The sequence below is a fragment of the Longispora urticae genome, assembly GCF_053902585.1.
Genome location: NZ_JAQZSH010000023.1, coordinates 133,232 through 158,338 on the forward strand (window position 1 = coordinate 133,232; position 25,107 = coordinate 158,338).

The following is a 25,107-nucleotide window of genomic DNA, read 5'->3' on the forward strand; positions in this document are numbered from 1 at the left end:
GTGCTCAGATCCCAACCCGCGCCGATCGGCGAACCCTGCGCCGACGTCGCATTCGTCATCCCGTCGATCGCCGCCGACGAGTACGACAAACTCAACGCCGGCTGCGGACCCGCCGGCGCCTGCGGCGTCTTCAACGGATACGACCACGAGAAACCACCACCAGAGTCACCAGCCGTCCACGACGACGACTCCCCCAACGACGACTTCGAGAAGTCCCCCGCAGGCCCACCAGGCGCCGACGCCAACGCATACACCGGAGCGGAGACCCCGACACTGGCAGGAACGGCCATCGAACGCGCCCGCGGCTCGGCCGTGTCCACCGGAGCCGCGTCCACATCCGCCGACACCGTCCTCGACACCGCGTTGTTGGTCGCCCCCAACACCGGGGTCTGCGTCTGGCACTCCCTGCGCTCCGGAGTCACCAGCACACACGCCGGCAACTCGACCAGGACCAGCCGCGAACCGTAGTTCCCGCCGAACGCCTCCGAGAACCCCGAATAGTCCAACTCGACCCGCACCCGACCCGGCGTCGTACCTCCGTCGGCACGCGTCACCCGCAGACCCGTGCCACTCGACACCACCTGCGAGACCTTGCTCCGGTCCACGATCTCCGCCAACACCTGCGACGGCGCCGCGGCCGCGGCCGACCGCAGACCCTTCTCGTCGTCAGCGGGGGCCGCAGCGGCGGACGTCGAGGCCGCCGTCCCGAGGCGCACCGGCAGGGACCCGGCCTTCACTAGAGCGGCGGGCGCGGTCTTCCGCAAGGACGAGGCCGTGCCCAGCTCCACAACCGCCGAACCCGGCGCCGGCCAGGTCACAGGCGTGTCCCCGGTCGCGTACGTCATCGGCGCACCCGGAGCCACAGGCTTCAACGGGAACGGCGACGACGGCGCCAACGACACATCCGGCGCATCCGCACCCGTTCCGGGGGCCGCCAACGCGGGCACCCCCGACAGTAGACTGCCGACCAACACTGTGGACAAGACAGCCACAAGCGACAAACGCCGCACGCCGAACCCCCGTATGTATCGAACCCGCAACACCAGCGGGCTGGACATTACGGAGACCCCGACACCCCGACAAGACCCGTTTCACATCGACCAAGATGACCTGCGACGTAGGTCACAGATGATATGGACATAGATCGTCAACTATGACGTAGTGAACCAAACATGAGATTCTGCCGGCGAGGTGTCCTGTGGCACAGCCCGGATGGCCACCCCGGCACCCTGGGCCGCCGCGCCTGCCGCCTCGCGGGAAGGAAGCGACGCTCCGACAAGACGAACCCCCGAGCCACCCTCGCCCAGGGTGCCCGTGAGGAGAACCTTGGCCGAGTGTGGCGCGTCAACGAGGTCCACGGCTATCTCGTACCTCCACATGCCGGCGACGGTGAGCGGGCCCGCCGACGGCACGTCCTCACCATCGTGACCGACGGCACGAAGCCGCTGCCCACAGACCAGATCCCCCTGCAAGCACCGGACGACGCACATCACCTGCGTCGCGGACAGAACCTCCACACCCAGTACCATCAGGATGATTTTGGCGACCGTCACCGCCTCAGCCCGCGAGATCCCGAACATACGGACCATCCTCAGGGTGCTCGTCGATAGCCTCGATGAGCACCCTGTGCAGTTCGACCGCAGCCGTGCGCTCGACCACCCACGCGGGGTGCCGGAACACAGCGTGCTTCGCCTCCGCTGCGGAGATCAACTTAGTCTCGGTCAGCACAAGCATGCTGTCCGTCATGTCGAGGCCGGCTTCCTTCAGGTACGTGATCGTGTCGTCGACCCGTTCGCCCGAGTTCAGCCGCGTGGTCGTCTCCGCGATCAACTCCAGTTCGCGCTGCGTGTAGGTGGTCATGGGGTCCCTTTCAGACGGTGAGGCATCCGATGCGCCGGGCATTGTCACGACGCAGCACGTGCATGGGGCGGTGGCGCGTCCGGTTCGGGTCAGGGCTCCTGGCAGGCCGATCAGGTCCGGCGACCGCGGTCACTCGGGCGGAACCAGGTCGAGGGCCGCCGGCCCGGGCGGCGCGAGCAACTGTCCACCCAACTCGGTGTGCGTGTACCGCACCTCCCGCCCATACCGGTGCCGACTGAGCAACCCGGCCTGATGCAGAACGGCCAGATGCTGCGACACACTCCCGGGGGTCAACCCGGTCCGGGCGGCCAGCGCGGTCGTGGTCACCGGCGTGGCGGTCAACGCGAGCAACCGCGCCCGATTGGCACCGAGAAGCCGGGCCAGCGACTGCGGCCGACGCTGCCCGGACGACTCCCACAGCGTCCCCACGGCCCGCGCCGGATAGATGGCCGACGGCGGATTCCAGTCCGACTGGGTCAGCATCACCCGGTGGTCGAGGAACAGGCTGGGCCGCAGCGGCAACCCGGAACCGGCGACGGCCACGTCGATCCGGAACGCGTCCTCCACGAGCAGCCGGTCGCCGGCCCAGCTGGTGCTGGGGTGCAGTGTGTCGAACAGCAGCCGGGGCCCACCCTCGGCGAACTGCCGGGACCGGTGCCCGATGTCGGCCTCCAACAATGCCCGCATCCGGGGCCAGTGCGGCAGGATGGCGGCCCGCCACCAGGCGTCGACGGCGTCGGCGATCCGGGGCAGCCAGTGGGCCGGGTCGGTGGCGGCGGCCCGGGCGAGCGGGTGCAGGGGGGCGGCGGGGCGGTGGGTGCTGAGGATGTCGACGGCGACGATCTCGGGTGGGGTGGCGCGGACGGCCGCGAGTTCGTCGGCGAGTTCCACGAGTGGGTCGCCGGGCGGCGGGACGAGGAAGTCGGGCAGGGGGGCCTTGGGGCGGGCGAACGCGGTCAGCAGGTCCACGTGCGGGGCGAGGGAGGGCCGGGCCGCGACGGTGCGTGCCCAGCGGATCCAGGGCAGGTGGCAGGCGTGCCGGGACGGGTCGGCCAGCGCCCAGAGGCTGGTGACCGTCTCCCAGATCGGGGAGACGCAGAACCGGATCTCGGCGAGGTCGGCGACCTCGAACCGTATCTGTGACATGCGACCTCCGGCCGATCAGGATTCGCCTCAGCCTAAAACAATGGGTGTTCGGCGCGCTGTCCCGTTGGCTGGGGACACAACGGGTCCCTGTGTCACGGGGGCACAGGGACCCCTGCCCAGAAACGGAGCCGGCCTGTGCGGGCTGTCATCGCCGCGGCGTTCGTCGCCTTCGTGCTGTCCCTGTTGATCACGCCGTTGGCGGCCCGGCTGCTCCGGGCGTTGCGGGCCGGTCAGCCGATCCGGTCGCTGGGCGCCGCGACCCACACCGGCAAGCAGGGGATGCCGACGATGGGCGGGGTGGTCTTCATCGTGGCGACGGTGGCCGCCTACGCGGTCGGGCACGGGGTGCTGGCCACCATGCCGGCCACGGCCACCCGGAGCGCCGGCGTGACCGTGACCGGGGTGGTGCTGCTGGGGCTGCTGGTCTGCTGTGGCGTGGTCGGGTTCCTCGACGACTGGATCAAGGTCCGGCAGAAGAACCCGAAGGGCCTGAGCAAGAAGGGCAAACTCATCGGCCAGGTACTGGTCGGGGGCGGCCTCGGCTGGGTGGCGCTGGGCTTCCCGCGCACCGTGAACGGGTACACGATGACCGTGGGCAGCGAGTACCTGTCGTTGGTGCGGGACATCGACTGGCTGCGGACCGGGCAGGTGTTCGCGATCGTCGTCTTCGTCTTCGTGATCATGTCGATGAGCAACGCGGTGAACCTGACGGACGGGCTGGACGGCCTGGCCACGGGCGCGTCGATCCTGGTGCTGATGGCGTACACGATGATGGCGTTCTGGCAGTACCGGCACTGGTGCCCCGACTACCCGGCCAGCCAGGCGGGTGCGTACTGCTACTCGACCCGGGACCCGCTGGAGATCGCGATGGTGGGCGCCGCCGCGGCCGGGGCGCTGCTCGGCTTCCTGTGGTGGAACACCTCGCCGGCCCGGATCATCATGGGCGACACCGGCGCGCTGGGCCTGGGCGGCCTGATCGGCGGCATGGCGATGGCCACCCGCACCGTGCTGCTCACCCCGATCCTGGCCGCGCTGTTCGTCATCATCACGATGTCGGTCGTGCTCCAGGTGATCTCGTTCCGGACCACCGGCCGGCGGATCTTCCGGCTGTCGCCGCTGCACCACCACTTCGAGCTGGTGGGGTGGAGCGAGGTGAACATCGTGGTCCGGTTCTGGCTGGTCGCCGGGCTGGGCGTGCTGACCGCGCTGGGCGTGTTCTACGGGGCGTTCCTCCAGGCGTACGGCTGACGGGTCACCCCGGGACGACCCGGGTGCCGGATGCCCGGCTGACGGGCGGGCCGACCCGGGTGCCGGATGTCCGGTGGGGCGGGCCGGGCAGCCCCGCCGGGTTCCCGGGGGACGCCGGCAGGCGGGCCCGCACGCGCCGGCCGGCCCGGCGGACCGATGCGCGCCGGGTCGGGCGCCACCGTAACCCTCTGGTCGTGGTTCTCAGGGTTTGCGGCGGCGGGCCTGGGCGCGCGGGGTGATCAGCGACGGGGTGCGGACCGGGTCCGGCGGGCGGAGGGCGTCCTTGCGGACCTGCTCGTAGACGATCGAGCTGTGCACCGCGACCACCTCCTTGCGGGTCTGCACCTCGTCGAGGACCAGCTGCTGGAGGTGGCGGGTGTCGACGCAGGCCACGTGCACCAGGAAGTCCGCCTCGCCGCTCACGTGGAACAGGGCCCGGACCTCGGGGACGTCGAGGGCGAAGTCCACGAACCGGGCGAACACCTCGCGGGTGTGCGGGCGGACCTGGACCGCGAGGATCGCCTGCACCGCGAGGCCGACCGCCTCCGGCGAGACCTCGGCGTGGTAGCCGACGATGACCTGGCGGTCGCGGAGGCGGCGGACCCGGTCCAGGCAGGTGGAGGGGGCGATGCCGACCTGGGCGGCGAGGTCCTTGTTCTGGATGGTCGCGTCGGACTGGAGGCGTTCGAGGATGGCCCAGTCGATGGCGTCGAGCCTGGTCGCGGAATCCATGACGACGACGATACGGGCGGGGCGGGCGGTTCCGCACCCGATTCGGTGAGCGCCGTCTGATCCGTGCTGGATCCGGGTTGTCTTGTGCCGGGTCGGGGCCGGGCCGGAAACTCGCGCACATGCAGACCTCGCCGCGCCACGCCACGCCGTCCACGGGCACCGAGCACGGCCCGGCCGCGCCGGGGCAGACCGACCACTCGTTCCCCGCCGCCCCCGGGGCCAACGTGCCCACCGGGTCCCTGCTCACCGCCGCACCGGCGACGACCGCCGCTCCGGTGGCCTCCGCCGCGCCGGTGCCCGGGGCGCCGGTCGAGCCGGTGGTGCTCGCCGAGGTCGTGCGGTCCGGGTTCGTCGAGGGCCGGCACCGGGGCTCGCTGGTGATCCTGGCGGCCGACGGCACGGTCGCCGCCGAGTACGGCGACGCGCGCACCCCCATGCTCCCCCGGTCCTGCGCCAAGCTCGCCCAGGCCGCCGCCGTCGCCGCCGCGGGGGTCGACCTGCCCGGCCACCTCACCGCGCTGTCGGCCGCCTCGCACTCCGGCGAGGACTTCCACGTCGCCGGGGTACGGGAGATCCTGGCCAGCGCGGGGCTGTCCGCCGACCTGCTGCGTACCCCCGCCGACCTGCCCTACGAGCGCGAGCACGCGCATCTGCGGGCCGGCGGCGAGGCCAGCCCGCTGCTGATGAACTGCTCCGGCAAGCACGCCGCCATGCTGGTGGCCTGCGCGGTGAACGGCTGGCCCCTGGACAGCTACCTCGCGCCCGACCATCCGCTCCAGGTGCTCGCCCGCGACACCCTCGCCGACGGGGCCGGGGAGCCCGTCGCGTGGACCGCCACCGACGGCTGCGGGGCGCCCGTGCACGCGATCAGCCTGACGGGGCTGGCCCGGCTGTACCGGACGGCGGTGCTGTCCTCCGCCGACTCCCCCGTGCGGCGGGTGGCGGACGCGATGCGGGCCTTCCCGGAGTACGTGGCCGGCGAGGCGCGGCTCGACACCCGGCTGATGCGCGCCGTGCCGGGGCTGCTGACGAAGGTCGGGGCCGAGGCGGTGCAGGTCGGGGCGCTGCCGGACGGGCGGGCGTTCGCGGTCAAGGTCGACGACGGGGCGCAGCGGGCCGTGCGGCCGGTGCTCGGGGCCGTGCTCGCCGGGCTCGGGGTCGGCGGGGACGTGGTCGACGAGATCTGCCGGGTGCGGATCCTGGGTGGGGGGCGCGAGGTCGGGGGGGTACGGGCCGCGGCGTGGCTGGGGTAGCCGGTCACGCGGGCGGGCCCGGAGCGCCGGCCGTCCCCGGGCACGGCGGCCCGGGGGTGACTCCGGACACCCGGGGCGGGACGGCGGGGCACTCCGGCTGTCCCAGCCGGCGGGAAGTGGTAGGCATGAGTCATGCAGCCGGAACTAGGGAGACGTCGATGAGGCAGTGGGAGTCACTGGAGGCCATCGACGCCATGGCCACCACCCTGCACCGACGGCACGTCGACAAGAGCGGGGCGCCGTACATCGAGCACTGTCGGGCGGTGGCCCGGATGACCGCGGAGAACGGCGGGACGCTCGTCCAGCAGATGGCGGCCCTGCTGCACGACTCCGTCGAGGACGTGGACGTCACGCTGGACGAACTCGTCGGGCTCGGCGTGGCTCGTGAGGTGGTGGTGCTGGTGGACGCGATGAGCCGCCGGCCCGAGGAGACCCAGGAGGAGTACCTGGGCCGGCTCGTCACCACCCGGGACGCGATCCTGATCAAGCGGGCGGACATCGCGCACAACTCGAGCCCGGAGCGGCTGAGCCATCTCGACGAGGCGACCCAGGCGCGGCTGCGGTTGAAGTACGCGGCGGCGTCGGCCAGGCTCGACGCGGCCGACCCGCGCTGACCCGGGCCGGCACGGGCCGGTCACGGACCCTGTGGCGTCAGGCGTTGACCGAGGTCAGGGACGCCAGCGCCTCGCACAGCCGCTCCGCCTCGTCCTGCCACGCGTCGAACTCGACCCGGTCGTCGGCGACCGTCACCGTCACCGTGGTGAGCAGCCCCAGCTCCTGCGTCGTCGGGGCGGACATCTCCGCGACGGGCAGCGTGCGTCCACCGAGGACGAGCCGGTCGGCGTGCAGCTCGGCGTCGACGAACTCGCCCGCGACGTAGGCCCGGCAGCGGAACAGTGCGTCGTTCATGTGTCTTTCCCCCAGCGTGATCCCCATGACAGTGTCCGGGGGATCCTGCCACACACTGTCCACTACCGTCAGTGAAAAAACCGACAGTCCTTCTCGGACATCTCCGGGTGATCGTCACTCAGTGCTATCAAAAACACAACGAGTGATCTTTGTCGGGTACCTGACCGCTGTGACCGCCCGTCCGGGGCCACAAGCGCCGGTACTCCCGCCGGTGCGCGGTATTCCCGCCGGTCCGCCGGGGGCTACGCGAGGGCGGCGGCGCGGGTCACCAGGGCGCGACGGCGACGGCGGACCAGCTTGACGGCGAGGACCAGCCCCACGGCGAGGACGAGCCCGCCCAGCGGCAGCCACGGCGGCGCCCACACCGACCCCGACCCGGTGGCCACCGCCAACCGGCCGTCCGCGCTCTTCGGGTTGAACGTCACCAGCGCGGTCAGCCGACCCAGCGGCGCGACCCCGCTGATCTTCCGGGTCACGGCGATCTCCGCCCCGGGCAGCATCTCCGGTACGGCCGCGTCCCCCGTCTCGCCGAGCCCGACGCCCAGCGGCGCGCGGGCCCGGACGTTCGCGGCGCCGGAGACCCGGACGTTGCCGGAGTTGCGCAGCCAGTACGTGACGGTCATGTCGCCGCCCGCGAACGGGTTCCACGGGTTGTCGTACTCCACCTTGACCGAGGTGACCTCCGTGTACGGCCGCACCGGGCCCTCCACGCGGACGTACACCCGGGCGGCGACCCGCTTGTCGACGTTGACCTTCTTGCCGTCCGCGCCGGTCTGCACCTGGCTGACCGAGGCGATGATGCCGCCCGCGTGGTCCCCGGGCGTGACATTGGCCGGGACGGTCAGCCGGAACGGGATGTCGACCCGCTTGCCGACCGCGATCGTGTACTGCCTCGGCGTCAGGTCCGTCCAACTGCCCAGGTCCTGGGCCTTCTGGCTGGCCGGCAGCAGGCCGTACGCGCCGTCGGTGGCGGTGAACGCGTCCGTGGCGTACACGGAGAGGGTCAGGTCCTGGGAGCTGAGGTTGCTGATCCCCACGTAGTCGAGGATCTGGTGCCCCGGCGCGGCCTTGTACTCGAAGGCACCCCGGCCGTTGGGGCCGTTCTCGGTGGAGGGCTGCACCGCCCACCGCAGCTCCTCGGCGGCGTGCGCGGGCGCGGGGACGAACACCGCGAGCAGCGCGAGTACACAAAGAATCAGGAAGCGTTTCATGGCGGCACTCCGGAGAACGAGAGAATGGCGGAGGGGCCCCGAAAGGACCCCTCCGCCCCCAGATCCCTAGGCCAGGGTCAGGGTGAGGGTCGCGCTGTAGCTGCCCGGAGCGGTGGTGTCCGGGATGTTGAGGCTCAGGTTCGCGCCGCACTTGAAGGTGCCGGCGCTGCTGGCCGCGACGGCCTTGCAGAGGGTCTTGGCGGTGCCGAGACCGTTCGGGGAGACGGAACCGGCGACAACCGCGCCCGAGCCGCTCACCTTGGAGGCGGAGGGGGTCCAGCCGAGGTTGTCGGCACCGAAGGTGCCGGCAGCGCCGGTGAAGTCCTCCACCTGGCCGACCAGGTTCCAGCCGGCGTTGGTGCCCCGCAGGTCGACGACCGTCGCCTGGTTCAGCGCGCCGGTGGCGGTGCCACCGACGGTGCCGCCGGCCAGGGTGACGGCGTTGCCGGCCAGCTCCAGGGAGAAGGCGCCCGGCGCGATGTCGGCCGTGATGGTCTGCGGCTTGTTGATGCTGCCGCTCGGGGCGGTGACCTGGTACGTCTGCGCCGAGGAGACCGACGGCTTGAAGGCCGCGGCGTTCGCCGGGACGAACGCGGCGGTCAGGGAGTGGGTGCCGATCGGCAGCGTGTTGGTGGTGAGGGTCGCGACACCGTTGGAGACGGTGCCGGTGCCGACCACGTTCGCGCCCCGACGGAACTCGACGGAACCGGCGGCGGCGGCCGGGGTGACCGTGGCCGTGAAGGTCACGTTCGAGCCCTGGGCGACCGGGCCGGCCGGCGCGATGCCGAACGCGGTGGTGGTGTCCTGGGCCGGAGCCGTGGACTTGACCGCCCAGTTCGCACCGGTGACGGTGATGTCCGTGACGAACAGGTCCGGGTGGTCACCCTGGGTCTCGCTGGTGCACACCAGGACGACCTGGTAGTCACCCGGGGTCGGCGCGACGCCACCGTTGGAGGTGGTGAAGGACCGGTTGGCGCCGATCGTGAACGGAGCCGTGTCGTACCCGCCCGCGGAGCCGACCTTGTTCAGGTTGTTGTACGGACCGCCGACCTTGCCGACCTTGATGGTCGCGTTGGTGCCGTAACCCGTCGGGCAGGCGGTCGACGTGGTAGCCCCCGCGAACATGGGGTTGGTGGCCACGTCGCCGCTCGTCTGCGACAGCGTCAGCGTGCCCAGCGGGGCCGCCTGAGCCGGCGCGGCCAGCGCGAGCGCCGCGGCGCTGGCGAGGACCGTGGCAGCCGCGAGGGCCGCCCCCCGCGCGAACAGGGACTGAGTACCCTTCATCAATCATCTCCTCAGAACGGAACAGATCCGAAACGATCTGTGCCTACGGTCAGGTTCATCACCGGTGGTGGCGGCGCATGCAGGCCAACGTCTACGCCGGACATGCGCCAGGGAAACTCGCGGTGACACCGCCTAGCCAAAACGCCCATGTACGTAGTCATGGGTGCGCGGGTCGACGGGGCTGTCGAACATCGCGGCCGTCGTCCCGTGCTCGACGATCAGCCCGGGGGTGCCCGCCTCGGCGAGGAAGAACGCGCACTGGTCGGACACCCGGGCGGCCTGCTGCATGTTGTGCGTGACGATGACGATGGTGACCTCGGAGCCCAGTTCGGTGATGGTCTCCTCGATCCGGCGGGTCGACGTCGGGTCCAGCGCGGAACAGGGCTCGTCCATCAGGAGCACCCGGGGGCGCACCGCGAGCGCGCGGGCGATGCAGAGCCGCTGCTGCTGGCCGCCGGACAGTCCGCCGCCGGGCTGGCGCAACCGGTCGCGGACCTCCTTCCACAGCCCGGCCTTCGTCAGGCACTCCTCGACGAGCCGGTCCTTCTCGGCCCGCGACACCTTGGCCGCGATCAGTTTCAGGCCCGCCACCACGTTGTCGTAGATGGACATCGCGGGGAACGGGTTGGGCCGCTGGAACACCATGCCGATCTGCCGGCGCGCGTCGGTGATCCGGCGGGACTGGTCGTAGAGGTCCTCGTCGTCGAGGAACACCTCCCCGGCCAGGGACGCGTCGGGCACGAGCTCGTGCATCCGGTTGAGGATGCGCAGGAAGGTGGACTTCCCGCAGCCCGACGGCCCGATCAGGGCGGTGACCTGGCCGGCCGGCATCGTCAACGACACCCGGTCGAGCACCTGGTGGTCGCCGAACCAGGCGGACACGGCGCGCGCCTCCAGCGTGGCGAGCGAGGTGACTGCGTCCATCACAGCGGTCATCGACAGTCCTTAGAGGAGGTTGGGGAGGAGGCGGACCACCTGGTCCGCGACGGTCAGACCGAGCGCGCCGAGGACGGGTACGCCGACGAGCCACGCCTGGCGCCGGCCCCAGCGGATCCGCGCCCAGGACAGGGCGAACGCCGCGATCGTGAGGGCCTGCCCCCACAGCAGCAGCGGGGTCCACGCGCCGGAGTCGACGGCCAGGGCCCGCTCGGCGGCGGGCAGCGCGGCGGCGGTCAGCGGGCGGGCCCCGATCGGCTGCGCCTCGGAGACCAGGTCCGCGTCGACCTGGATCAGGTTGTTCGGCAGGAACGGCTGCCCGTCCGCCGTGACCAGCACGAGGCGGCCCGTGGCGGCCGGGGGCGGTTCCAGGTCGCCGGTGCGGCGGACGCCCAGCACCCGGTAGGTGTGCCGGCCCTGGCCGGTGGTCACGACGATCTCGGCCCCGCTGGCGAGCATGTCCAGGTCGCGGAACGGCGCGCCGTAGCTGGACCGCCGGCCCATCAGGACGCTCGTGCCGGCCTGGCCGGGGTACACGGTGTCCCGCCGGTGGCCGGGGCCGTCCTCCAGCACCCCGGAGGCGGTGCCCTCGAAGACGACCTGGCGCAGGTCGAGCGACGGCACCTCCAGGACCGCGATGGCGGTGCCGGGCTGGTACAGGCGGCCGTGCTGGTCGAGCTGGCCCACCGGGGCGGTCGCGGTGGCCAGGGCGCCCCGGAGGTCGGCGTACGCGGTCTGCTGGGTCCGCTCGTACCGGACGTGCGACAACCCGGCCACCTGCGCGGCGAAGCCGAGGGACACGACGCCGAGCAGGCTCAACGCCGCCCCGGGCAGGGCGATGGCGGCCCTGTTCATGCCGCGCGCCGGCGGCGGACCATCCACACGGCCCCGGCCCCGGCCCCGAGCAGGACGAGACCGGCGGGGAGGAGCGTGCCGAGCGAGACGCCCGTGGTGGGCAGCGGGCCGCCCGCGCGGGTCGGGGTCGCGGCGACGGTGGGCGTCGGTCCGGTGACCTCGGCGTTCACCTGCTGGGAGGGGCCACCCGGCGCGCCGCCGCCGGTGCTCTTCCAGGTGCCGCCGGTCACGGTGATCCCGGCGACGAACAGGTCCGGGTGGTCGCCCTGGGACTCGCTGGTGCACAGCACGACGACCTGGTACTCGCCGTCCTCGCCGGCCTGAGCGGCGCGCAGGGACCGGTTCGCGTCGAGGGTGAACGGCGCCCGGTCGTACCCGCCCGCGGAGCCGACCTTGTGCAGGTTGTTGTACGGCCCGCCCGCCTTCCCCACCTTGATCGCGGCGTTGGTGCCGTACCCGGCCGGGCAGGCCGCGGAGGTGCGCACGCCGGCGAACACCGCGTCGACGGAACCGGTGGCCGGGGTGATGGCCAGAGTGCCGAGAGGCGCGGCCTGGGCAGGACCGGCCGGAGCCAGTACCGCCAGAGCCGCGCCGAGGGTGATCAGGGCTTTCATGCGCGCACGCCTTTCGTCGACAGTGGTGGCGCGACCACGCGGGCCGCGCCACCACCGGTTGCCGTCAACTAGCTGTTGGCCTTGAGCCGGGTGTCGCCGCAGCCCTGGTGGAGCAGGTCCGCGAACGTCGAGCGGTAGCCGAAGCCGAACAGCTCGATGCTCGACTTGGCCTGGCAGACCTTGGAGTTCGCGCCGACGAACGTCGCCGCGATGGTCGGGTCGCCGAGCTTGGCGGTCGGGACGACGTTGTACACGTCGCGGACCAGCTCGGGACGGAAGCCCACGTTGAGCACGCCGCCCGTGACCGGCGCGATGTTGTTGACCCGGCCGAGGATGGCCTGGCCGCGCCGGTCGGCGACGGTGACGCCGGTCTGGGCCGCGATCGCCGAGGAGTTGCCCTGCGCGATGTACTGGCCCACCGAGAACGGCAGCAGATAGTCGTTGTGGCCGTTGACGATCGTGCCGTCGTGCTCCTGGATCGTGTTGTTCAGGGTGTTCAGGCACGGGTAGTCACCGGCGGCGATGTCGGCCTCGGTGACGCCCATCTTCGACAGCCAGAACGAGCGGGTGCCCGAACCCGACTGCATGAGCAGCGGGGTGACCGGGGTACCGCCCACGTTGGTGGTCAGGCAGCGGTAGATGCGCTGGAGCTGCACGTAGGTGAGGCTGGACGGCAGGTCGCTGTCCGCGTTGATCGCGTAGGTGACCGCGTCGACGCCGAAGGAGATGTAGCTGTACGCGCCGGTCTCGGTCGGGGTCGCGCCGCCGTAGCTCGACGAGCGGGCGAAGTCGACGCAGCCCGCGACGTTGACACCCTGGTAGACGCCGCCGCTCTCGCCGTTGGAGGCGCGCAGCGCGGTCCGGCCGGCACCCGAGCCGTCGGGGCGCTTGAACTCGCAGCCCGTCGCCCTGGTCTTGATGGTGGTGTTCAGCGGGCGCGCGTCGTAGGACGCGATGACCTTGTTGTTGGAGCCGTCCTTGACCACCTCGCCCAGGCCGTTGAGCGCGTCCTGGGTGGTGTCGGAGCCGACGCCGGCCAGCTGGCGGTAGTCGCCCACCGGGTTCGGCTCGGCGGCGGCCGGGCTGGCCACGACGGCGAGGGCCAGAGCGGCCGCACCGAGGCTGACGCCCAGCACCCTTCCAATGATCTTCACAGGTACTCCTCGTTCACAGGGGCAAGAGCCGCGATCATCGTTTCCCCGACCGGTGGTCGGGCCGCTTCGCCAACATGTAGGCCGAATGAATTCACTGGCCCCTCCGTCGACGGTTTTCCCAGCGCAACAGGGTCGGACCGGACAACGCGCCGAACAGACCGACCCCGAGCACCGCGAACCAGACGAACCGCAGGACCCCCACGGGCACGCCCTTGGTGACCGACGCGGCGGGTACCGGGGTCTTCGCGCCCAGCGACGGGGCGGGCACCACGGCCGCGGGCGGGGTGGCGCCCCGGTTCGGGGTGCCGCCGCCCGCGGTGGACCCGCCCGGCGTCCCCTGCGGGGTCTCCCCCGGCGCGGCGGGTTCGCCCGCGTTCACCCACTTCTCCAGCTTGTCGGCCATCTCCAGGGCCTGCTTGCGCAGCGGCTCGGGCAGAGGCACGTAACCGGCCGGGAGCTGGCCGCGGGTCCGCCCGGCGACCTGGCCGGGGCCGGCGGCGTAGCGGACCAGGGCCGCGTAGTCCTTGCGCGCCGCGGCGTCCTCGGTGGTGTCGGCGGCGGCATAGGTCAACATCGTCAGCGGGTACGCGCCGGCGGCCTTGCGCTGCGGGTCCACGGCCAGCACGCCGGCCACCGGGCTGGGCACCATCGCCCCGTAGCCGGCGAGCATCGCCTCCGACGTCGGGGGCACGAACTCGCCGTTGCGGTTGCGCAGGCTCGCCGGGTACAGGCCGAACCGGGAGGCCGACGCGGAGTCCGTGATCGACATCGCGAACCGGACGCCGGGCGACTGCGGCGGGTTGGCCTTGAACGCGGGCGGGATCTTGTTCGGGTCCCACTCGCCGTTCTTGGCCTTGGCGTCGGCGCGCAGGGTCTGGGTGGCCGTCTGGTGCATGCTGCCCAGGTAGGGCCGGTAGTCCTGCATGCAGAAGCCGGGGACCGGCACGTCCGGGGTGGCCCGGTAGCAGGACGGGTCCGGGTTGGGGTAGTTCTCCGGGGCGCCGCCCTTGAGCTCGTTGGCGAAGTACTTGTTGACGACCATCCTCGTGGCGTCCGGCTGCCCGTCGAGCCACGCCCTGGCCTCCGGGTCGGCGAGGATCCACCGCCACACCTCGCGGGCCGCCGCCGCGTCGCCGAGGGCCACCATCAGCCCGTCGGGGGCGGCCTTGCGCACGAACGGCGCGAACTTCGGGTTCAGCTCCAGGAACTCGGGGTCCTGGCGCAGGTTCACCTGGTTGTCCTTGACGTGCGTGATCGGCACCTCCGGGGTGCCGCCCTGGCTGCCCCCGGGCACGTCCCGCTTGTAGGAGTGGGTCAGCAGCTTCGCCACCAGCCGGGGTGTCAGCTTCAGTTCGCGCAGGGCGGTGCCCTGTTCGGGGGTGGCGATGTCGAGCTGGGTGTCGATGTTGAACGCGATGACCACACTGGACAGTGCGACGGGCGCGTGCAGGATCGGCGGGGCGTCCTCCGCCGGCAGCACCGGGTCGGCCGTGAACGCCAGCCCCGGCGCGCCCGGCCCGGTCAGCTGCACCTGGCGGCGGGCGTCGGAGTCGCCGGTCTGGGAGTACCCGTAGACCGCGCCGCCGCCCTGGCACAGCGCCGGCTGCCAGGACGTGATCGCGTCGCTGACCATCTCGGTGCCGACGGTGCGCCGTTCGGACCGGCCGATCGGGCACAGGCCCGACACGGGGGCGAAGTCGAGGCGGATCACGATCGCGTCGGCGAAGAAGGTGGCCGACAGCGGGCTGCCGTCCACCTTGGCGCCGGAGCCGTCCTGGTACGCGCCGTCCGCGTCGTGCTCCCCGCGCGGGACGACGACGAGCCAGCACGGTTCCACGGGCCCGCCGGTCGTGCGCGGTTTGCCGCAGCCGAGGTGCGGGGCCTGCACGGCGGTCTGGGTCTCGAAGATGACCCGGCCGGTGCCGTCGCCGGAGGTGAGCGCGTAGGGCACCTCGTTGGAGCTGTACAGGTCGAAGTACGGCGCGACCAGGTCGGTGGAGTCGACCGGGATGTTCGTGCCGGGCCGGTTCGGGAACGGGTGCGCGGCGCCGCCGTCGGGGGTGACCTCGCCGGTGAGCTGGGACCGGAACGGCACGGCCCTGGCGTCGGTGCGTTCCAGCGGGTCGATCCCGGTCACCAGGTCGCGGTGCGCCGTGGCCGCGCCGGGCTGGTTGCCGGCGGCGGTCTTGCCCGCGCCGAACTGGCAGGTCTGCCGGAAGTCGGCCGCGGTCGGGTCCGGCCCCCAGCACTGCATCAGCTGGAGGTAGTTGGCGCCGAACCCGTCCGGGGAGGTCGGCTTGCCGCCCTTCCACGTGACCGACAGGCCCTGGTTGGTCAGGCCCCGGGTCTGCGCGACCGTGACCTCCAGGGCCGTGTAGTCGTCGTGCGCGCCCTTGCGGCCGTGCGCGACGACGGCCGAGTCGGTGAGCTGGTCGAAGTCCCAGGTCGGCGGGGACTGCGCCTCGGCCGGCGGGCCGGTGAACACGAGGCCGAGGACGACGGCCATGGCGATCCACCTGCGGCGGCTCACGACGAGCCGTCCTGGATCCGGCGGGCCAGCAGCGGGGGTCCGACGATGACCATGAGGAGGAGCACCCCGGCGAGCACCATCATGGTGTGCCGCAGCCGCCAGCCGCCGTCGGCCTCCAGGGACACCGGGATGGCGTTGACGTCCCCGGCGGAGCCGGCCACGTTCGTGTCGCCGCCCCCGCCCGCGCCGCCCGCCCCGTCGGCGGCGCCCGGTGCGCCGGAGCCGCCCGGCGCGCCGGGTGCCGCCGACCCGGTGCCGCCCGCCGTGCCGCCGCCCCGGGTGACCGGCGTCGGGGCCTTCGCGCCGCCGGTGCCGGTCGCGCACTGGACCGTGCCGACGTGGTCGCACTCGGGCGGGTTCGGGGCGTTCTTGGCCAGGGTGTTCGTACCGTCCGGCGAGAAGGTCGGGTTGTTGCACTTGGACAGCACGATGTCGTTGCGCGCCGCGCCCGGCACCTGGGTCACCTGTTCCAGCCCTGCCTTGACCAGGTTGATCGGCAGCGGCGAGTAGCCCAGGGAGTCGGCCTGTTGCTGGCCCTCGCAGAGGAAGTAGTAGCTGAACGCCGCGATCGTGTAGCCCTTGTTCTCCGTGATGCCGTACTCCAGCCTCGTCGGCAGGATCATGTAGGAGTACGAGGACAGCGGGTACGTGCGTTTGTCGTCGTTGCGGTAGACCTCGTCGAGCTGCTGGGTCAGGTAGTTCGGCCCCGGGGTCTTGTCGATGCCGGCGTATGTGAGCGCGACGGCGACGGCCTTGGCGGTGGGCTCGACGTAGTAGCCGCCCTTGTTGAGCACCTTGGCGACGGGGAAGTTGTTGTTGACCGCGTAGGAGTACTCGACGTAGGTGATCGCGCCCTCCGACGAGCTCTGCTTCACGAAGCTGGCCACGCCGGTCGAGTTGGCCTTACCGACGCCGAAGTTGGCCGGGGCCGGGTAGGAGGAGGTGAGCCCGCACGGGGTGTTGCGGCCGGAGCGGCGGCAGTAGTCGTTCCACAGTGCCGGGTACTCCTTGCTCATCCACAGCGTGAACTGGGCCGTGGTGCCGGAGCCGTCGGACCGGTACACCGGAACGATCTTGCGGGCGGGCAGGGCGAGCTGCGGGTTGTCCACCCTGATGGCCTTGTCGTCCCAGGAGGTGATCACCCCGGTGAAGATCTTGACCACGTTCTCGCCCGACAACCGCAGGTTCGTCACCCGGTTGTTGCCGATCTTCAGGTTGTACATGAACGACGTGCCGCCGGCGACGATCGGCATGTACGCGAACCCGCGCGGCGGCGGCGGGTCGGCGCTGCCGGTGCCCGCGTCGTTGAGCCCGTACGGGATCTCCGACACGCCGAAGTCGGCCTTGCCGAGCCGGAACTGGTTGCGGCCCTCGGTGGAGCCGGGGTCCTCGTAGTTGATCGTCATGCCGTACTGGTCGACGTTGCGGCGCCACTGGTGGATCGCGTTGGCGCTCCACGAGGAGCCGACGCCGGTGACCGGCACGAACACGGGGGCGGCGTCGGCCGGGGTGGCCCCGGTCAACGCGGCCGAGGCGAGCAGCAGGACGACGAGCAGGCGCCTGAACATAACCATTTCCTCACGGTCCAGAGGGTGCGCGGGAACCCGGCACCACGGCGATCGTCTGGTGGCGACCGTTGAAGCGGATGACGTCGCGCGCCGAGGCCCGGGCCCGGCGGCGTTGCTGGCCCCGGGTCAGCCGGCCGGCGGGCCGCCCACCGACGATCCGGGCCACGATGAAGAGCACGACGACCAGGAACATCAGCACGGCGGCCGTGCCGAAGCCGCGGGCGATCATGTCGGGCATCGGCGACTTGACGGCGGAGAAGGTCTGCAACGGCAGGGACACCTGCGGCCCGTCGAACGGGTTGGCGTTGACGGCGAACGCCATCCCGGCGGTGAGCAGCACCGGGGAGGTCTCCCCGACGCCGCGCGCCGTGCCGAGGATGACGGAGGTGGTCAGCCCCGACCGGGCGGTCGGCAGCACCACGTGCCACACGGTGCGCCACTGCGACGCGCCGAGGGCCAGGGACGCCTCGCGCAGGGTGCCCGGCACGAGCCGGAGCACCACGTCGGCGGCCCGGATGATGATCGGCAGCATCATGACGCTCAGCGCCACCGAGGCGGCGAACCCGGACTTGTGCAGGCCGAGGCCGATGATGAGCATCGCGTACACGAAGAGGCCGGCGACGATCGAGGGCAGTGCCGTCATCGCCTCGGTCAGGGTGCGGACCAGTTTCGCGAACCGGCCCCGGGTCTCGCCGAGGAACACCGCGCAGCCCAGGCCGAGCGGCACGGTCAGCGCCAGGGCGATGCCGATCTGTTCGAGGGTGCCGATCGCGGCGTGCGAGATCCCGCCGACGGTCAGCGGGTCCAGCGGCCCGGCCTTGGCCATGTCGGTGGTGAAGAAGTTGAGGTGCAGGTACGCCCGGTGCCCCTCCCACAGGATGAAGGCGACCACGAGGAACAGGGCCAGGAACAGCAGGTACCCGAGGCTGCGCACGACCACGGCGGCGAGCCGGTCCCGGACGGCGGGGCCGTTCTCCTCGAGGGAGACCAGCAGGCCGTAGAACACCAGGAAGGCCACGTAGGCGATCACGACGAAGCCGAGGGCCCCGTCGAAGGGGGTGAACTGGGTGTAGAGCAGGGCGGTGAGGCCGAGCGCCGCGGCACCGGCCCCCAGGAGGGCGTACAGGTCGGTGCGCCGCGCCCCGCCCAGGACCCGGCGCTGCTGTGGGGTCGTCGGCTCAGGCGTCACTGCTGGCTCCGGAACGGCTGCGGGTGATGATCGAGGAGGCGACGAAGTTGATGACCAGCGTCATCAGGAACAGGGTGAGCCCGGCCGCCATCAGCGCCGAGGTGCCCAGCGGGCTCGCCTCTCCGTAGCGCAGGGCGATCAGGGAGGACACGGAGTTGGCCCCGCTGCGCAGGATGTGCGGCTGGATGGCGAACACCGGGGAGATGATGAGGAACACGGCGATCGTCTCGCCCAGGGCGCGGCCGAGGCCGAGCATCGTGCCGCCGATGATGCCGCCCCGGCCGTACGGCAGGACGACCGTGCGGATCATGCCCCACCGGGTCGCGCCGAGGGCGTAGGCGCCCTCCCGCTCCCCCACCGGGGCCTGGTTGAACACCTCGCGCATGATCGAGCACATCACCGGCGCGATCATCAGGGCCACGACGATCCCGGCGACGAACGTGGACGAGGTGTACACGGTCGCCGTCGACAGCGGGTCCGTCGGGTCGGCCCCGGGCACGTCGAACAGCGGGATCCAGCCGAAGTAGGTGGAGATCCACCGGGCCAGTCCGATGACGTGCGGCTGGAGCATGAAGAAGCCCCACAGGCCGTAGGCGACGCTGGGTACGGCGGCCATCAGGTCCACGAGGGTGATCAGGGTCCGCCGGATCCAGGGCGCCGAGTACTCGGAGATGTACAGGGCCGTGCCCACGGCCAGTGGCAGCGCCACGATGATCGCCACCGCGGCGATGAGCACCGTGCCGACCAGCACGGCCGCGATCCCGAACCGGCCCGCGTCGGGTTCCCAGGTCTCGGTGGTCAGGAACCGCCAGCCGGCACTGCGCAGCGCCTCGCTCGCCCGGTAGGACAGGAAGATCCCGACCAGGGCCATGATGACCAGTACCGTGGCCCCGGTGCCCCGCAGCAACGCCCGGAACACCCGGTCGGACGCCGCCGGGCGCTCGCTGATCTTCCGGGGCGCGTCGGGTGCGACGTCCGCCGCCGGCATCTCGACCGTGGTCACCGCGTCGACTTCCTCGCCTCGTCGTCGGCCCGCCACCGGCCGCCCCGGACGCTGCGCGCGCCCTCGACGACCCGGGCGACGGGGGTGGCCGTGAGAAAACACTCCAGGTTGTAGCCGCACTCGCGGATCCGCAGGTACGAACGGGTCGAACCCGCCACCGGGGATCCGTCGAGGTCGATCCGCCAGGCCCAGTGGCCGTGGGTGTCGGCGACGGCGGCGTGCGAGCGGATCCGGTCGTACCCGACCCGCAGTTCGGACACCGCGGCACTGCACGCGGCGTACGTGTCGTACAACCGCCAACTGCGGCCCAGCGGCCGGTTGTTCGGGGAGATCAGCATCCACGCGACCCCGTCGGGTGTGGGCTCTTCCCCCCGGTCGCCGGGCATCGCCAGGAACACGAAGCGCGACAAGCTCACCCCACACCCCCCTGATTCATCGGTACGGGTACAGGCTGTGCACGGGCGGTGGCCGCCGCTGCCGATCGGGGCGCACGCCAGACATGCGGCGGGTGAACTCGACGTCGCAAGCGCGCAAAGTTTCCGATGCGGGCTTTGCGGATGTCCCCTATCCGAGGCCACATCCCGGCCGAACGGCACCCTGTCAAACCTTCGAACTGGTGTACGATTTAAGGGTGGTAGCAGCGGGGGAAATCCAGGACGGCGTATGGCTCAGGGCAGTCGGATCAGCGAAAATCCCGGGACCGGGGCGCGGTCGGGACATTCAGAACGGTGAGTTGATCGGCGGCCAGGCCGAGTGACCCGTCGACGTTCTGCAACCGGCCCCGGACGAGCAGGGCCGGCGCGGTGCGCGCGATCCGGGCGTAGCGCCGCAGCAGTCCCGGCGTACAGATCACGTTCGCCTGGCCGGTCTCGTCCTCCAGGTTGACGAACACGATCCCCCCGGCGGTCTCCGGGGCCTGCCGGTGGGTCACGATCCCGCCGACCAGGACGCGCTGACCGTCGGGGATCCGCCCCAGCGCGCTGACCGGCACCGCGCCCCGGGCCCGCAACCACTCCCGGAGGAACTCCACCGGGTGGCTGTCCGGCGAGCTGCCGGTGGCCCACAGGTCCGCGGCGGCCAACTCGGCCTCGCTCATCCCGGGCAGGGTCGGCGCGTGGGTGCCCAGCACCGTGCCGGGCAGCCGGTCGGGGGTGTCGCGGGCCGCCGCGCCGGCCGTCCACAGTGCCCGGCGCCGGTCCAGCCCCAGGCCCGCGAACGCCCCGGCCGTCGCCAGGTTGCCGAGCTGCTGTTCGGTGAGCCCCGCCCGCCGGGCCAGATCCGCCATCCCCGCGTACGGCTGCCCGGCCGCGATCCGCTCCGCCACCCCGGCCCCGATCCCCCGGACCTGGTCCAGCCCGAGGCGCACCGCCGGCCCGCCGGCCCCCCAGGTCCGGGGCGGGGCGGCCACCGGCGCGCGGCCGCCCGTCCCCTCCAGCCCCGTGACCGCCGCGCTGGCGTTGACGTCCACGCCGAGGATCGGCACCCCGTGCCGGCGGGCGTCGCCGATCAGGCTGTTCGTCGAGTAGAAGCCCATCGGCTGGGACCGGATCAGGGCCGCCGTGAACGCGGCCGGGTACCAGCGCTTGAGGTGCGCGGACGCGTACACGATGAAGGCGAAGCTCAGGGAGTGCGACTCGGGGAAGCCGTAGCCGGCGAACGCCTCCAGCCGCCGGTACAGGTCGTCGGCCATGTCCCCGGTGATGCCGTTCTCCGCCAGGCCCGCGTAGAGCCGGGCGCGGAGTTCGCGCATCCGGGCGTGCGAGCGCTTGGAGCCCATGGCCTGGCGGAGCTGGTCGGCCTCGGAGGCGGTGAAGTTCGCGCAGTCCACGGCGAGCTGCATCATCTGCTCCTGGAAGAGGGGCACGCCCAGGGTGCGGGTCAGGGCCTTCTCCATCAGCGGATGCGGGTAGGTGACCGCCTCCTGCTTGTTGGCCCGGCGGATGTAGGGGTGCACGGCCCCGCCCTGGATCGGGCCCGGCCGGACCAGGGCGATCTGCACCACCAGGTCGTAGAACACCTTCGGCTTCAGCCGGGGGGCGAGCTGGATCTGCGCGCGGCTCTCCACCTGGAACAGGCCGATCGAGTCGCCGGCCCGGATCATCGCGTAGATCTCCTGGTCGTCCGGCGGGAGCGCCGCCAGGTCCACGGTCGCGCCGCCGTGGTGGTCGCGGACCAGGTCCACGGCGTGGTGCAGGGCGGTGAGCATGCCGAGCCCCAGCAGGTCGAACTTCACCAGCCCCGTCGCCGCGCAGTCGTCCTTGTCCCACTGGAGCACCGTGCGGTTCTCCATCCGGGCCCATTCGACGGGTACGACCTCGATGACCGGCCGGTCGCAGATCACCATCCCGCCGGAGTGGATGCCCAGGTGCCGGGGCGCGCCGAGCAGCTGTCCGGCGTGCGTGGCCACCTCGGCGGGCAGGTCCTCCGGCAGCGGACCGCCCCGGTGGCCCTGGCCGGCCGTCCACGCGTCGGCCTGGCCGGGCGAGTAGCCCAGCGCGCGGGCGGCGTCCCGGATCGCCGAGCGCCGCCGGTAGGTGATGACGTTGGCGACCTGCGCGGTGTGCGTCCGGCCGTGCTTGTCGAAGAGGTACTGGATGACCTCCTCGCGCCGGCCGTTCTCGATGTCGAGGTCGATGTCGGGCGGCCCGACCCGCACGTCGCTGAGGAAGCGCTCGAACAGCAGCCCGTACCCGATCGGGTCGGCCTTGGTGATGCCCAGGGTGTAGCAGACCACCGAGTTGGCCGCCGAGCCCCGGCCCTGCACCAGGATGTTCTTCCGCTCGCAGAACCGCACGATGTCCCAGACGATGAGGAAGTACCCCGGATAGCCCAGCTCCTCGATGATGCCGAGTTCGTAGTCGAGCTGGTCGCGGGCCGCCTCGTCGTCGGGACGGTAGCGGCGGGCCAGGCCCTCCAGCGCCAGCTCGCGGAGGTGGGAGTTCTCGGTCTCCCCCGCCGGCACCGGGAACGGCGGCAGGTCCGGGGCGACCAGTTTCAGGTCGAAGGCCAGCTCGGCGGCGATCGGCGCGGTCCGGGTCACCGCGTCCGGCCAGGCCGCGAACCGGGCGCGCATCTCCGCCGCCGACCGCAGGTGCGCGGTGGGCGCGGGCGGCAGCCAGCCGTCCATCTCGTCCAGCGAACGCCGGGCCCGGACCGCCGCGACCAGCTGGGCCAGCCGGTGCCCCGAGGGCCGGGCGTAGTGCACGGCGTTGGTGGCCACCAGCCCCAGGCCCAGCTCCCGGGCCAGGCCGGCGAGGGCGTCGTTGCGGTCGGAGTCCTCCAGGTAGCCGTGGTCGGTCAGCTCCACCTCGACACTGTCGTGACCGAAGAGGCGGACGAGCGTCTCCAGTTCCCCGCGCGCCGCCTCCGCCCCGCCCGCCTCCAGTGCCCGGCGGACCGCGCCCTTCCGGCAGCCGGTGAGTACCAGCACGTGGCCGCGCACGTCGGCGGCCAGTTCCTCCAGGTCGTAGACGGGCCGGCCCTTCTCCCCGCCCCGGAGCTGGGCCGTGCCGATCGCCGCCGACAGCCGGGCGTAGCCCTCGGTGCCCCGGGCCAGCAGGAGCAGGTGGCTGCCGCCCGGGTCGGGTACCCCGGCCACGGTCGCGGGCAGGTCCAGGGAGAGTTCCGCGCCGAACACCGTGGGCAGGCCGGCGGCCCGGGCGGCCTCGTTGAACCGGACGACGCCGTACATGCCGTCGTGGTCGGTGAGGGCCAGGGCGGACAGGCCCAGGCGGAGGGCCTCGGCGACCAGGTCCTCCGGGGAGGAGGCGCCGTCGAGGAAGGAGAAGTGGGAGTGCGCGTGCAGCTCGGCGTAGTCACCGGGTCCGGCGGGTTCCGGCGCGGGGGCGGTCGGGGCCGGGCGGAGGGGCCGGGCCGGGCCGGGGGCCGGTGTCCCGGGGCCGGTGCTCAGTGGGGCGGCCATCAGGTCGCGCAGCTCGCTCCAGGTGTGCGGGGCCCGACCGCCCCAGCGCTGGTCGGTCAGCCGCTCGCCGGGCGCGGCGGGCTTCCCCGGGGCTGGTCCCCGGCCGGCCCGACGCCCCGGACCAGCCGGGCTTGACGCGTCCGTTGTGTCTGACGGGTCAGTCATAGTCGGCCTCCAGGCGCCAGGTGCCCGCCGAGCAGGACACCAGCACCGCCCGGTCGGCGGCGAGCAGCAGCTGCAGCCTCGCGTGCCGGCGCGCGACGTCGGAGCCGCCCCACCACCGGTCGTCGGCCGGCAGCGGCCCGGCCCAGGCGAGCACCCCGGCCGCCGCCCCGCCCTCGAACACGATCCGGGCCGGGGGCGCGCTCAGCTCGGCCCGGCCGGTGACGGTCACCGGCCGGCCCGCGTCGTCGAACAGCCGGACGGCCGGCGGCGAGGGGTACACGGTGGAGGGGTAGGGGGCCGGCAGCGCCCCGGGCCAGGGCCGGTCCGTGGGCCGTACGGAGCCGCGCTCGTCCCCCCACGGGACCAGCCGGACCCGCTCGCCCGGGTCGCGTCCGCCGTCGAGGACGGGGGCCACCACCGCCTCGGGGCCGAGCAGCCCCTGGAGCCGGGCGGCGGCCCGGTACGCGCGCTCCCGGTCGTCGCCCTCCCCGCCCCACAGCCCCGGTTGCAGGGCCCCGGCGGTGACGATCCCCTCGGGGACCAGGCGCAGCCGCGCGATGCCGGAGGGCTCCCCGCCGCGCCGGGCGGTGTGGGTCAGCCAGCCGTCGAGCTGCCAGCGCAGCCGGTCGGACACGTCGGCGGCCCGGAGCAGGGCGTCGTGCCGCCACACCCGGCGCAGGTCGACCCCGGAGGTGGTGGTGGCCTCGATGACGAGGCGGGTGCAGGCCAGGCCGTACCCGGTGAGGAGGTCCTGAAGGTTCTCCGCGAGGGCCCGGGCGGCGAACGCGGCGGCGTCGACCCGCTCCAACGGCTCGTCGAAGACCTGCCCGACCTCCAACCCCAGCGGCGGGGTACGCGGCGCGAGCAGCCGTTCGTCGCGCCCCGAGGCCAGGGCGTGCGCGAGGGCCCCGTCGGCGCCGAACCGCGCGCCCACGTCCCCGGCCGGCAGGTCCGCGAACGCCCCCAGGGTCGTGATGCCCAGCCGGCGGAGCAGCCCGACCAGCTCGGGCCGGCCGAGCAGCCCGACGTCGAGGCCGGTGAGGAACCGGGCGCTGTCGCCGGGCGGCACGATCGCGCCGGTCAGGGCCGCCAGGGCCGCCGCGTGCACCCCGTCGGCGATCCCGACCTGGGCCTCCACGTCGCAGGCGAGCGCGAGCTTGTCGACGATGGTCTCGCCGGCCCGCTCCTCGCCCCCGTACCAGCCTGCGGGCCCCCGGGCGGCCAGCGCGCACGACCCGGGCCGCAGCACCTCCACCCCGGCGGCGAGGTCCTCCAGCGCGGCGACGACCGGCTCGAACGCGATCGCGTCGCGGGCCGGGTCCTGCTCGAAGAGCACCATGTCCGGGCACAGCGCCTGGGCGTCGCGTTTGCGCTGCCCGGGGCGCACGCCGGCCGCCCGGGCGGCCGGGGTGCAGTGCACGATCCGGTTGAGGCGGAGGACCGCGACCGGGGAGTGCACGTCGGTGTCGGTGGCCCGGCAGGCGGCGGTGACCGGCCAGTCGGGGCACCACACCACCATGGCCCGCAC

22 protein-coding genes are annotated in these 25,107 nt (G+C 72.7%); 4 read left to right on the plus strand and 18 right to left on the minus strand.

Annotated features, from left to right (window positions below; translation table 11 throughout):
* Window positions 1-468, plus strand: coding sequence for a hypothetical protein (locus tag PT931_RS14605; RefSeq protein ID WP_456246278.1), 468 nt, complete (start codon window positions 1-3; stop codon window positions 466-468).
* A gap of 683 nt (window positions 469-1,151) precedes the next feature.
* On the opposite strand, the gene PT931_RS14610 is transcribed toward PT931_RS14605, so the two are convergent.
* From PT931_RS14610 to PT931_RS14620, 3 genes are all read right to left on the minus strand, one after another.
* Window positions 1,152-1,580 carry a hypothetical protein gene (locus PT931_RS14610; protein ID WP_456246279.1) on the minus strand — a complete coding sequence of 143 codons (429 nt, stop codon included), beginning with the start codon at window positions 1,578-1,580 and terminating at the stop codon, window positions 1,152-1,154.
* The gene (locus tag PT931_RS14615; protein WP_456246280.1) at window positions 1,558-1,860 is read right to left on the minus strand and encodes a hypothetical protein; all 303 of its coding nucleotides are present in this window, start codon (window positions 1,858-1,860) and stop codon (window positions 1,558-1,560) included. Before PT931_RS14615 ends, PT931_RS14610 begins: the two co-directional genes overlap by 23 nt.
* Before the next feature lie 129 nt (window positions 1,861-1,989).
* Window positions 1,990-3,006 carry a MarR family transcriptional regulator gene (locus tag PT931_RS14620; RefSeq protein WP_456246281.1) on the minus strand — a complete coding sequence of 339 codons (1,017 nt, stop codon included), beginning with the start codon at window positions 3,004-3,006 and terminating at the stop codon, window positions 1,990-1,992.
* Between the two features lie 135 nt (window positions 3,007-3,141).
* On the opposite strand from PT931_RS14620, the gene mraY reads away from it, so the two are divergent.
* Window positions 3,142-4,254, plus strand: coding sequence for a phospho-N-acetylmuramoyl-pentapeptide-transferase (mraY, locus tag PT931_RS14625; RefSeq protein WP_456246282.1), 1,113 nt, complete (start codon window positions 3,142-3,144; stop codon window positions 4,252-4,254).
* Window positions 4,255-4,455: 201 nt separating this feature from the next.
* Here mraY and PT931_RS14630 read toward each other — a convergent pair whose 3' ends face one another.
* Window positions 4,456-4,986, minus strand: a complete 531-nt coding sequence (locus PT931_RS14630) for an Lrp/AsnC family transcriptional regulator (RefSeq protein WP_456246283.1) — start codon at window positions 4,984-4,986, stop codon at window positions 4,456-4,458.
* A 119-nt stretch (window positions 4,987-5,105) separates the two neighbouring features.
* Between PT931_RS14630 and PT931_RS14635 the strand changes: the two genes are divergently transcribed.
* Complete coding sequence (locus PT931_RS14635; RefSeq protein ID WP_456246284.1) at window positions 5,106-6,239, plus strand: asparaginase; 1,134 nt, start codon at window positions 5,106-5,108, stop codon at window positions 6,237-6,239.
* A gap of 158 nt (window positions 6,240-6,397) precedes the next feature.
* Complete coding sequence (locus PT931_RS14640) at window positions 6,398-6,853, plus strand: HD domain-containing protein (protein WP_456246285.1); 456 nt, start codon at window positions 6,398-6,400, stop codon at window positions 6,851-6,853.
* A 37-nt stretch (window positions 6,854-6,890) separates the two neighbouring features.
* Here PT931_RS14640 and PT931_RS14645 read toward each other — a convergent pair whose 3' ends face one another.
* From PT931_RS14645 to PT931_RS14710, 14 genes are all read right to left on the minus strand, one after another.
* Window positions 6,891-7,148, minus strand: a complete 258-nt coding sequence (locus PT931_RS14645; protein WP_456246286.1) for a hypothetical protein — start codon at window positions 7,146-7,148, stop codon at window positions 6,891-6,893.
* A 242-nt stretch (window positions 7,149-7,390) separates the two neighbouring features.
* Window positions 7,391-8,359 (minus strand): WxL protein peptidoglycan domain-containing protein, encoded by a 969-nt coding sequence (locus PT931_RS14650; RefSeq protein WP_456246287.1) that lies wholly within the window; start codon window positions 8,357-8,359, stop codon window positions 7,391-7,393.
* A gap of 66 nt (window positions 8,360-8,425) precedes the next feature.
* Window positions 8,426-9,643: an Ig-like domain repeat protein gene (locus PT931_RS14655; RefSeq protein ID WP_456246288.1), complete on the minus strand. Its 1,218-nt coding sequence runs from the start codon at window positions 9,641-9,643 to the stop codon at window positions 8,426-8,428.
* A 132-nt stretch (window positions 9,644-9,775) separates the two neighbouring features.
* Window positions 9,776-10,579 (minus strand): phosphate ABC transporter ATP-binding protein, encoded by an 804-nt coding sequence (locus tag PT931_RS14660; protein ID WP_456246289.1) that lies wholly within the window; start codon window positions 10,577-10,579, stop codon window positions 9,776-9,778.
* Between the two features lie 9 nt (window positions 10,580-10,588).
* Window positions 10,589-11,434 (minus strand): sortase, encoded by an 846-nt coding sequence (locus PT931_RS14665; protein ID WP_456246290.1) that lies wholly within the window; start codon window positions 11,432-11,434, stop codon window positions 10,589-10,591.
* Entirely contained in the window at window positions 11,431-12,048 is a 618-nt protein-coding gene (locus tag PT931_RS14670; RefSeq protein WP_456246291.1) for a hypothetical protein, read from the minus strand. Before PT931_RS14670 ends, PT931_RS14665 begins: the two co-directional genes overlap by 4 nt.
* Before the next feature lie 68 nt (window positions 12,049-12,116).
* Entirely contained in the window at window positions 12,117-13,202 is a 1,086-nt protein-coding gene (locus PT931_RS14675; protein WP_456246292.1) for a hypothetical protein, read from the minus strand.
* A 91-nt stretch (window positions 13,203-13,293) separates the two neighbouring features.
* Entirely contained in the window at window positions 13,294-15,732 is a 2,439-nt protein-coding gene (locus PT931_RS14680; protein WP_456246293.1) for a hypothetical protein, read from the minus strand.
* Window positions 15,729-17,300 carry a phosphate ABC transporter substrate-binding protein PstS gene (locus PT931_RS14685; RefSeq protein WP_456246294.1) on the minus strand — a complete coding sequence of 524 codons (1,572 nt, stop codon included), beginning with the start codon at window positions 17,298-17,300 and terminating at the stop codon, window positions 15,729-15,731. Before PT931_RS14685 ends, PT931_RS14680 begins: the two co-directional genes overlap by 4 nt.
* A gap of 10 nt (window positions 17,301-17,310) precedes the next feature.
* Window positions 17,311-18,489 (minus strand): phosphate ABC transporter permease PstA, encoded by a 1,179-nt coding sequence (gene pstA, locus PT931_RS14690; protein ID WP_456246295.1) that lies wholly within the window; start codon window positions 18,487-18,489, stop codon window positions 17,311-17,313.
* Window positions 18,479-19,492 carry a phosphate ABC transporter permease subunit PstC gene (pstC, locus tag PT931_RS14695; RefSeq protein ID WP_456246296.1) on the minus strand — a complete coding sequence of 338 codons (1,014 nt, stop codon included), beginning with the start codon at window positions 19,490-19,492 and terminating at the stop codon, window positions 18,479-18,481. The genes pstA and pstC overlap by 11 nt, the downstream gene beginning before the upstream one ends.
* Window positions 19,489-19,908: a hypothetical protein gene (locus tag PT931_RS14700; RefSeq protein WP_456246297.1), complete on the minus strand. Its 420-nt coding sequence runs from the start codon at window positions 19,906-19,908 to the stop codon at window positions 19,489-19,491. The genes pstC and PT931_RS14700 overlap by 4 nt, the downstream gene beginning before the upstream one ends.
* Window positions 19,909-20,174: 266 nt before the next feature.
* Window positions 20,175-23,414: an error-prone DNA polymerase gene (locus PT931_RS14705; RefSeq protein WP_456246329.1), complete on the minus strand. Its 3,240-nt coding sequence runs from the start codon at window positions 23,412-23,414 to the stop codon at window positions 20,175-20,177.
* A gap of 157 nt (window positions 23,415-23,571) precedes the next feature.
* Entirely contained in the window at window positions 23,572-25,098 is a 1,527-nt protein-coding gene (locus tag PT931_RS14710) for a DNA polymerase Y family protein (protein WP_456246298.1), read from the minus strand.
* Window positions 25,099-25,107: the final 9 nt, after the last annotated feature.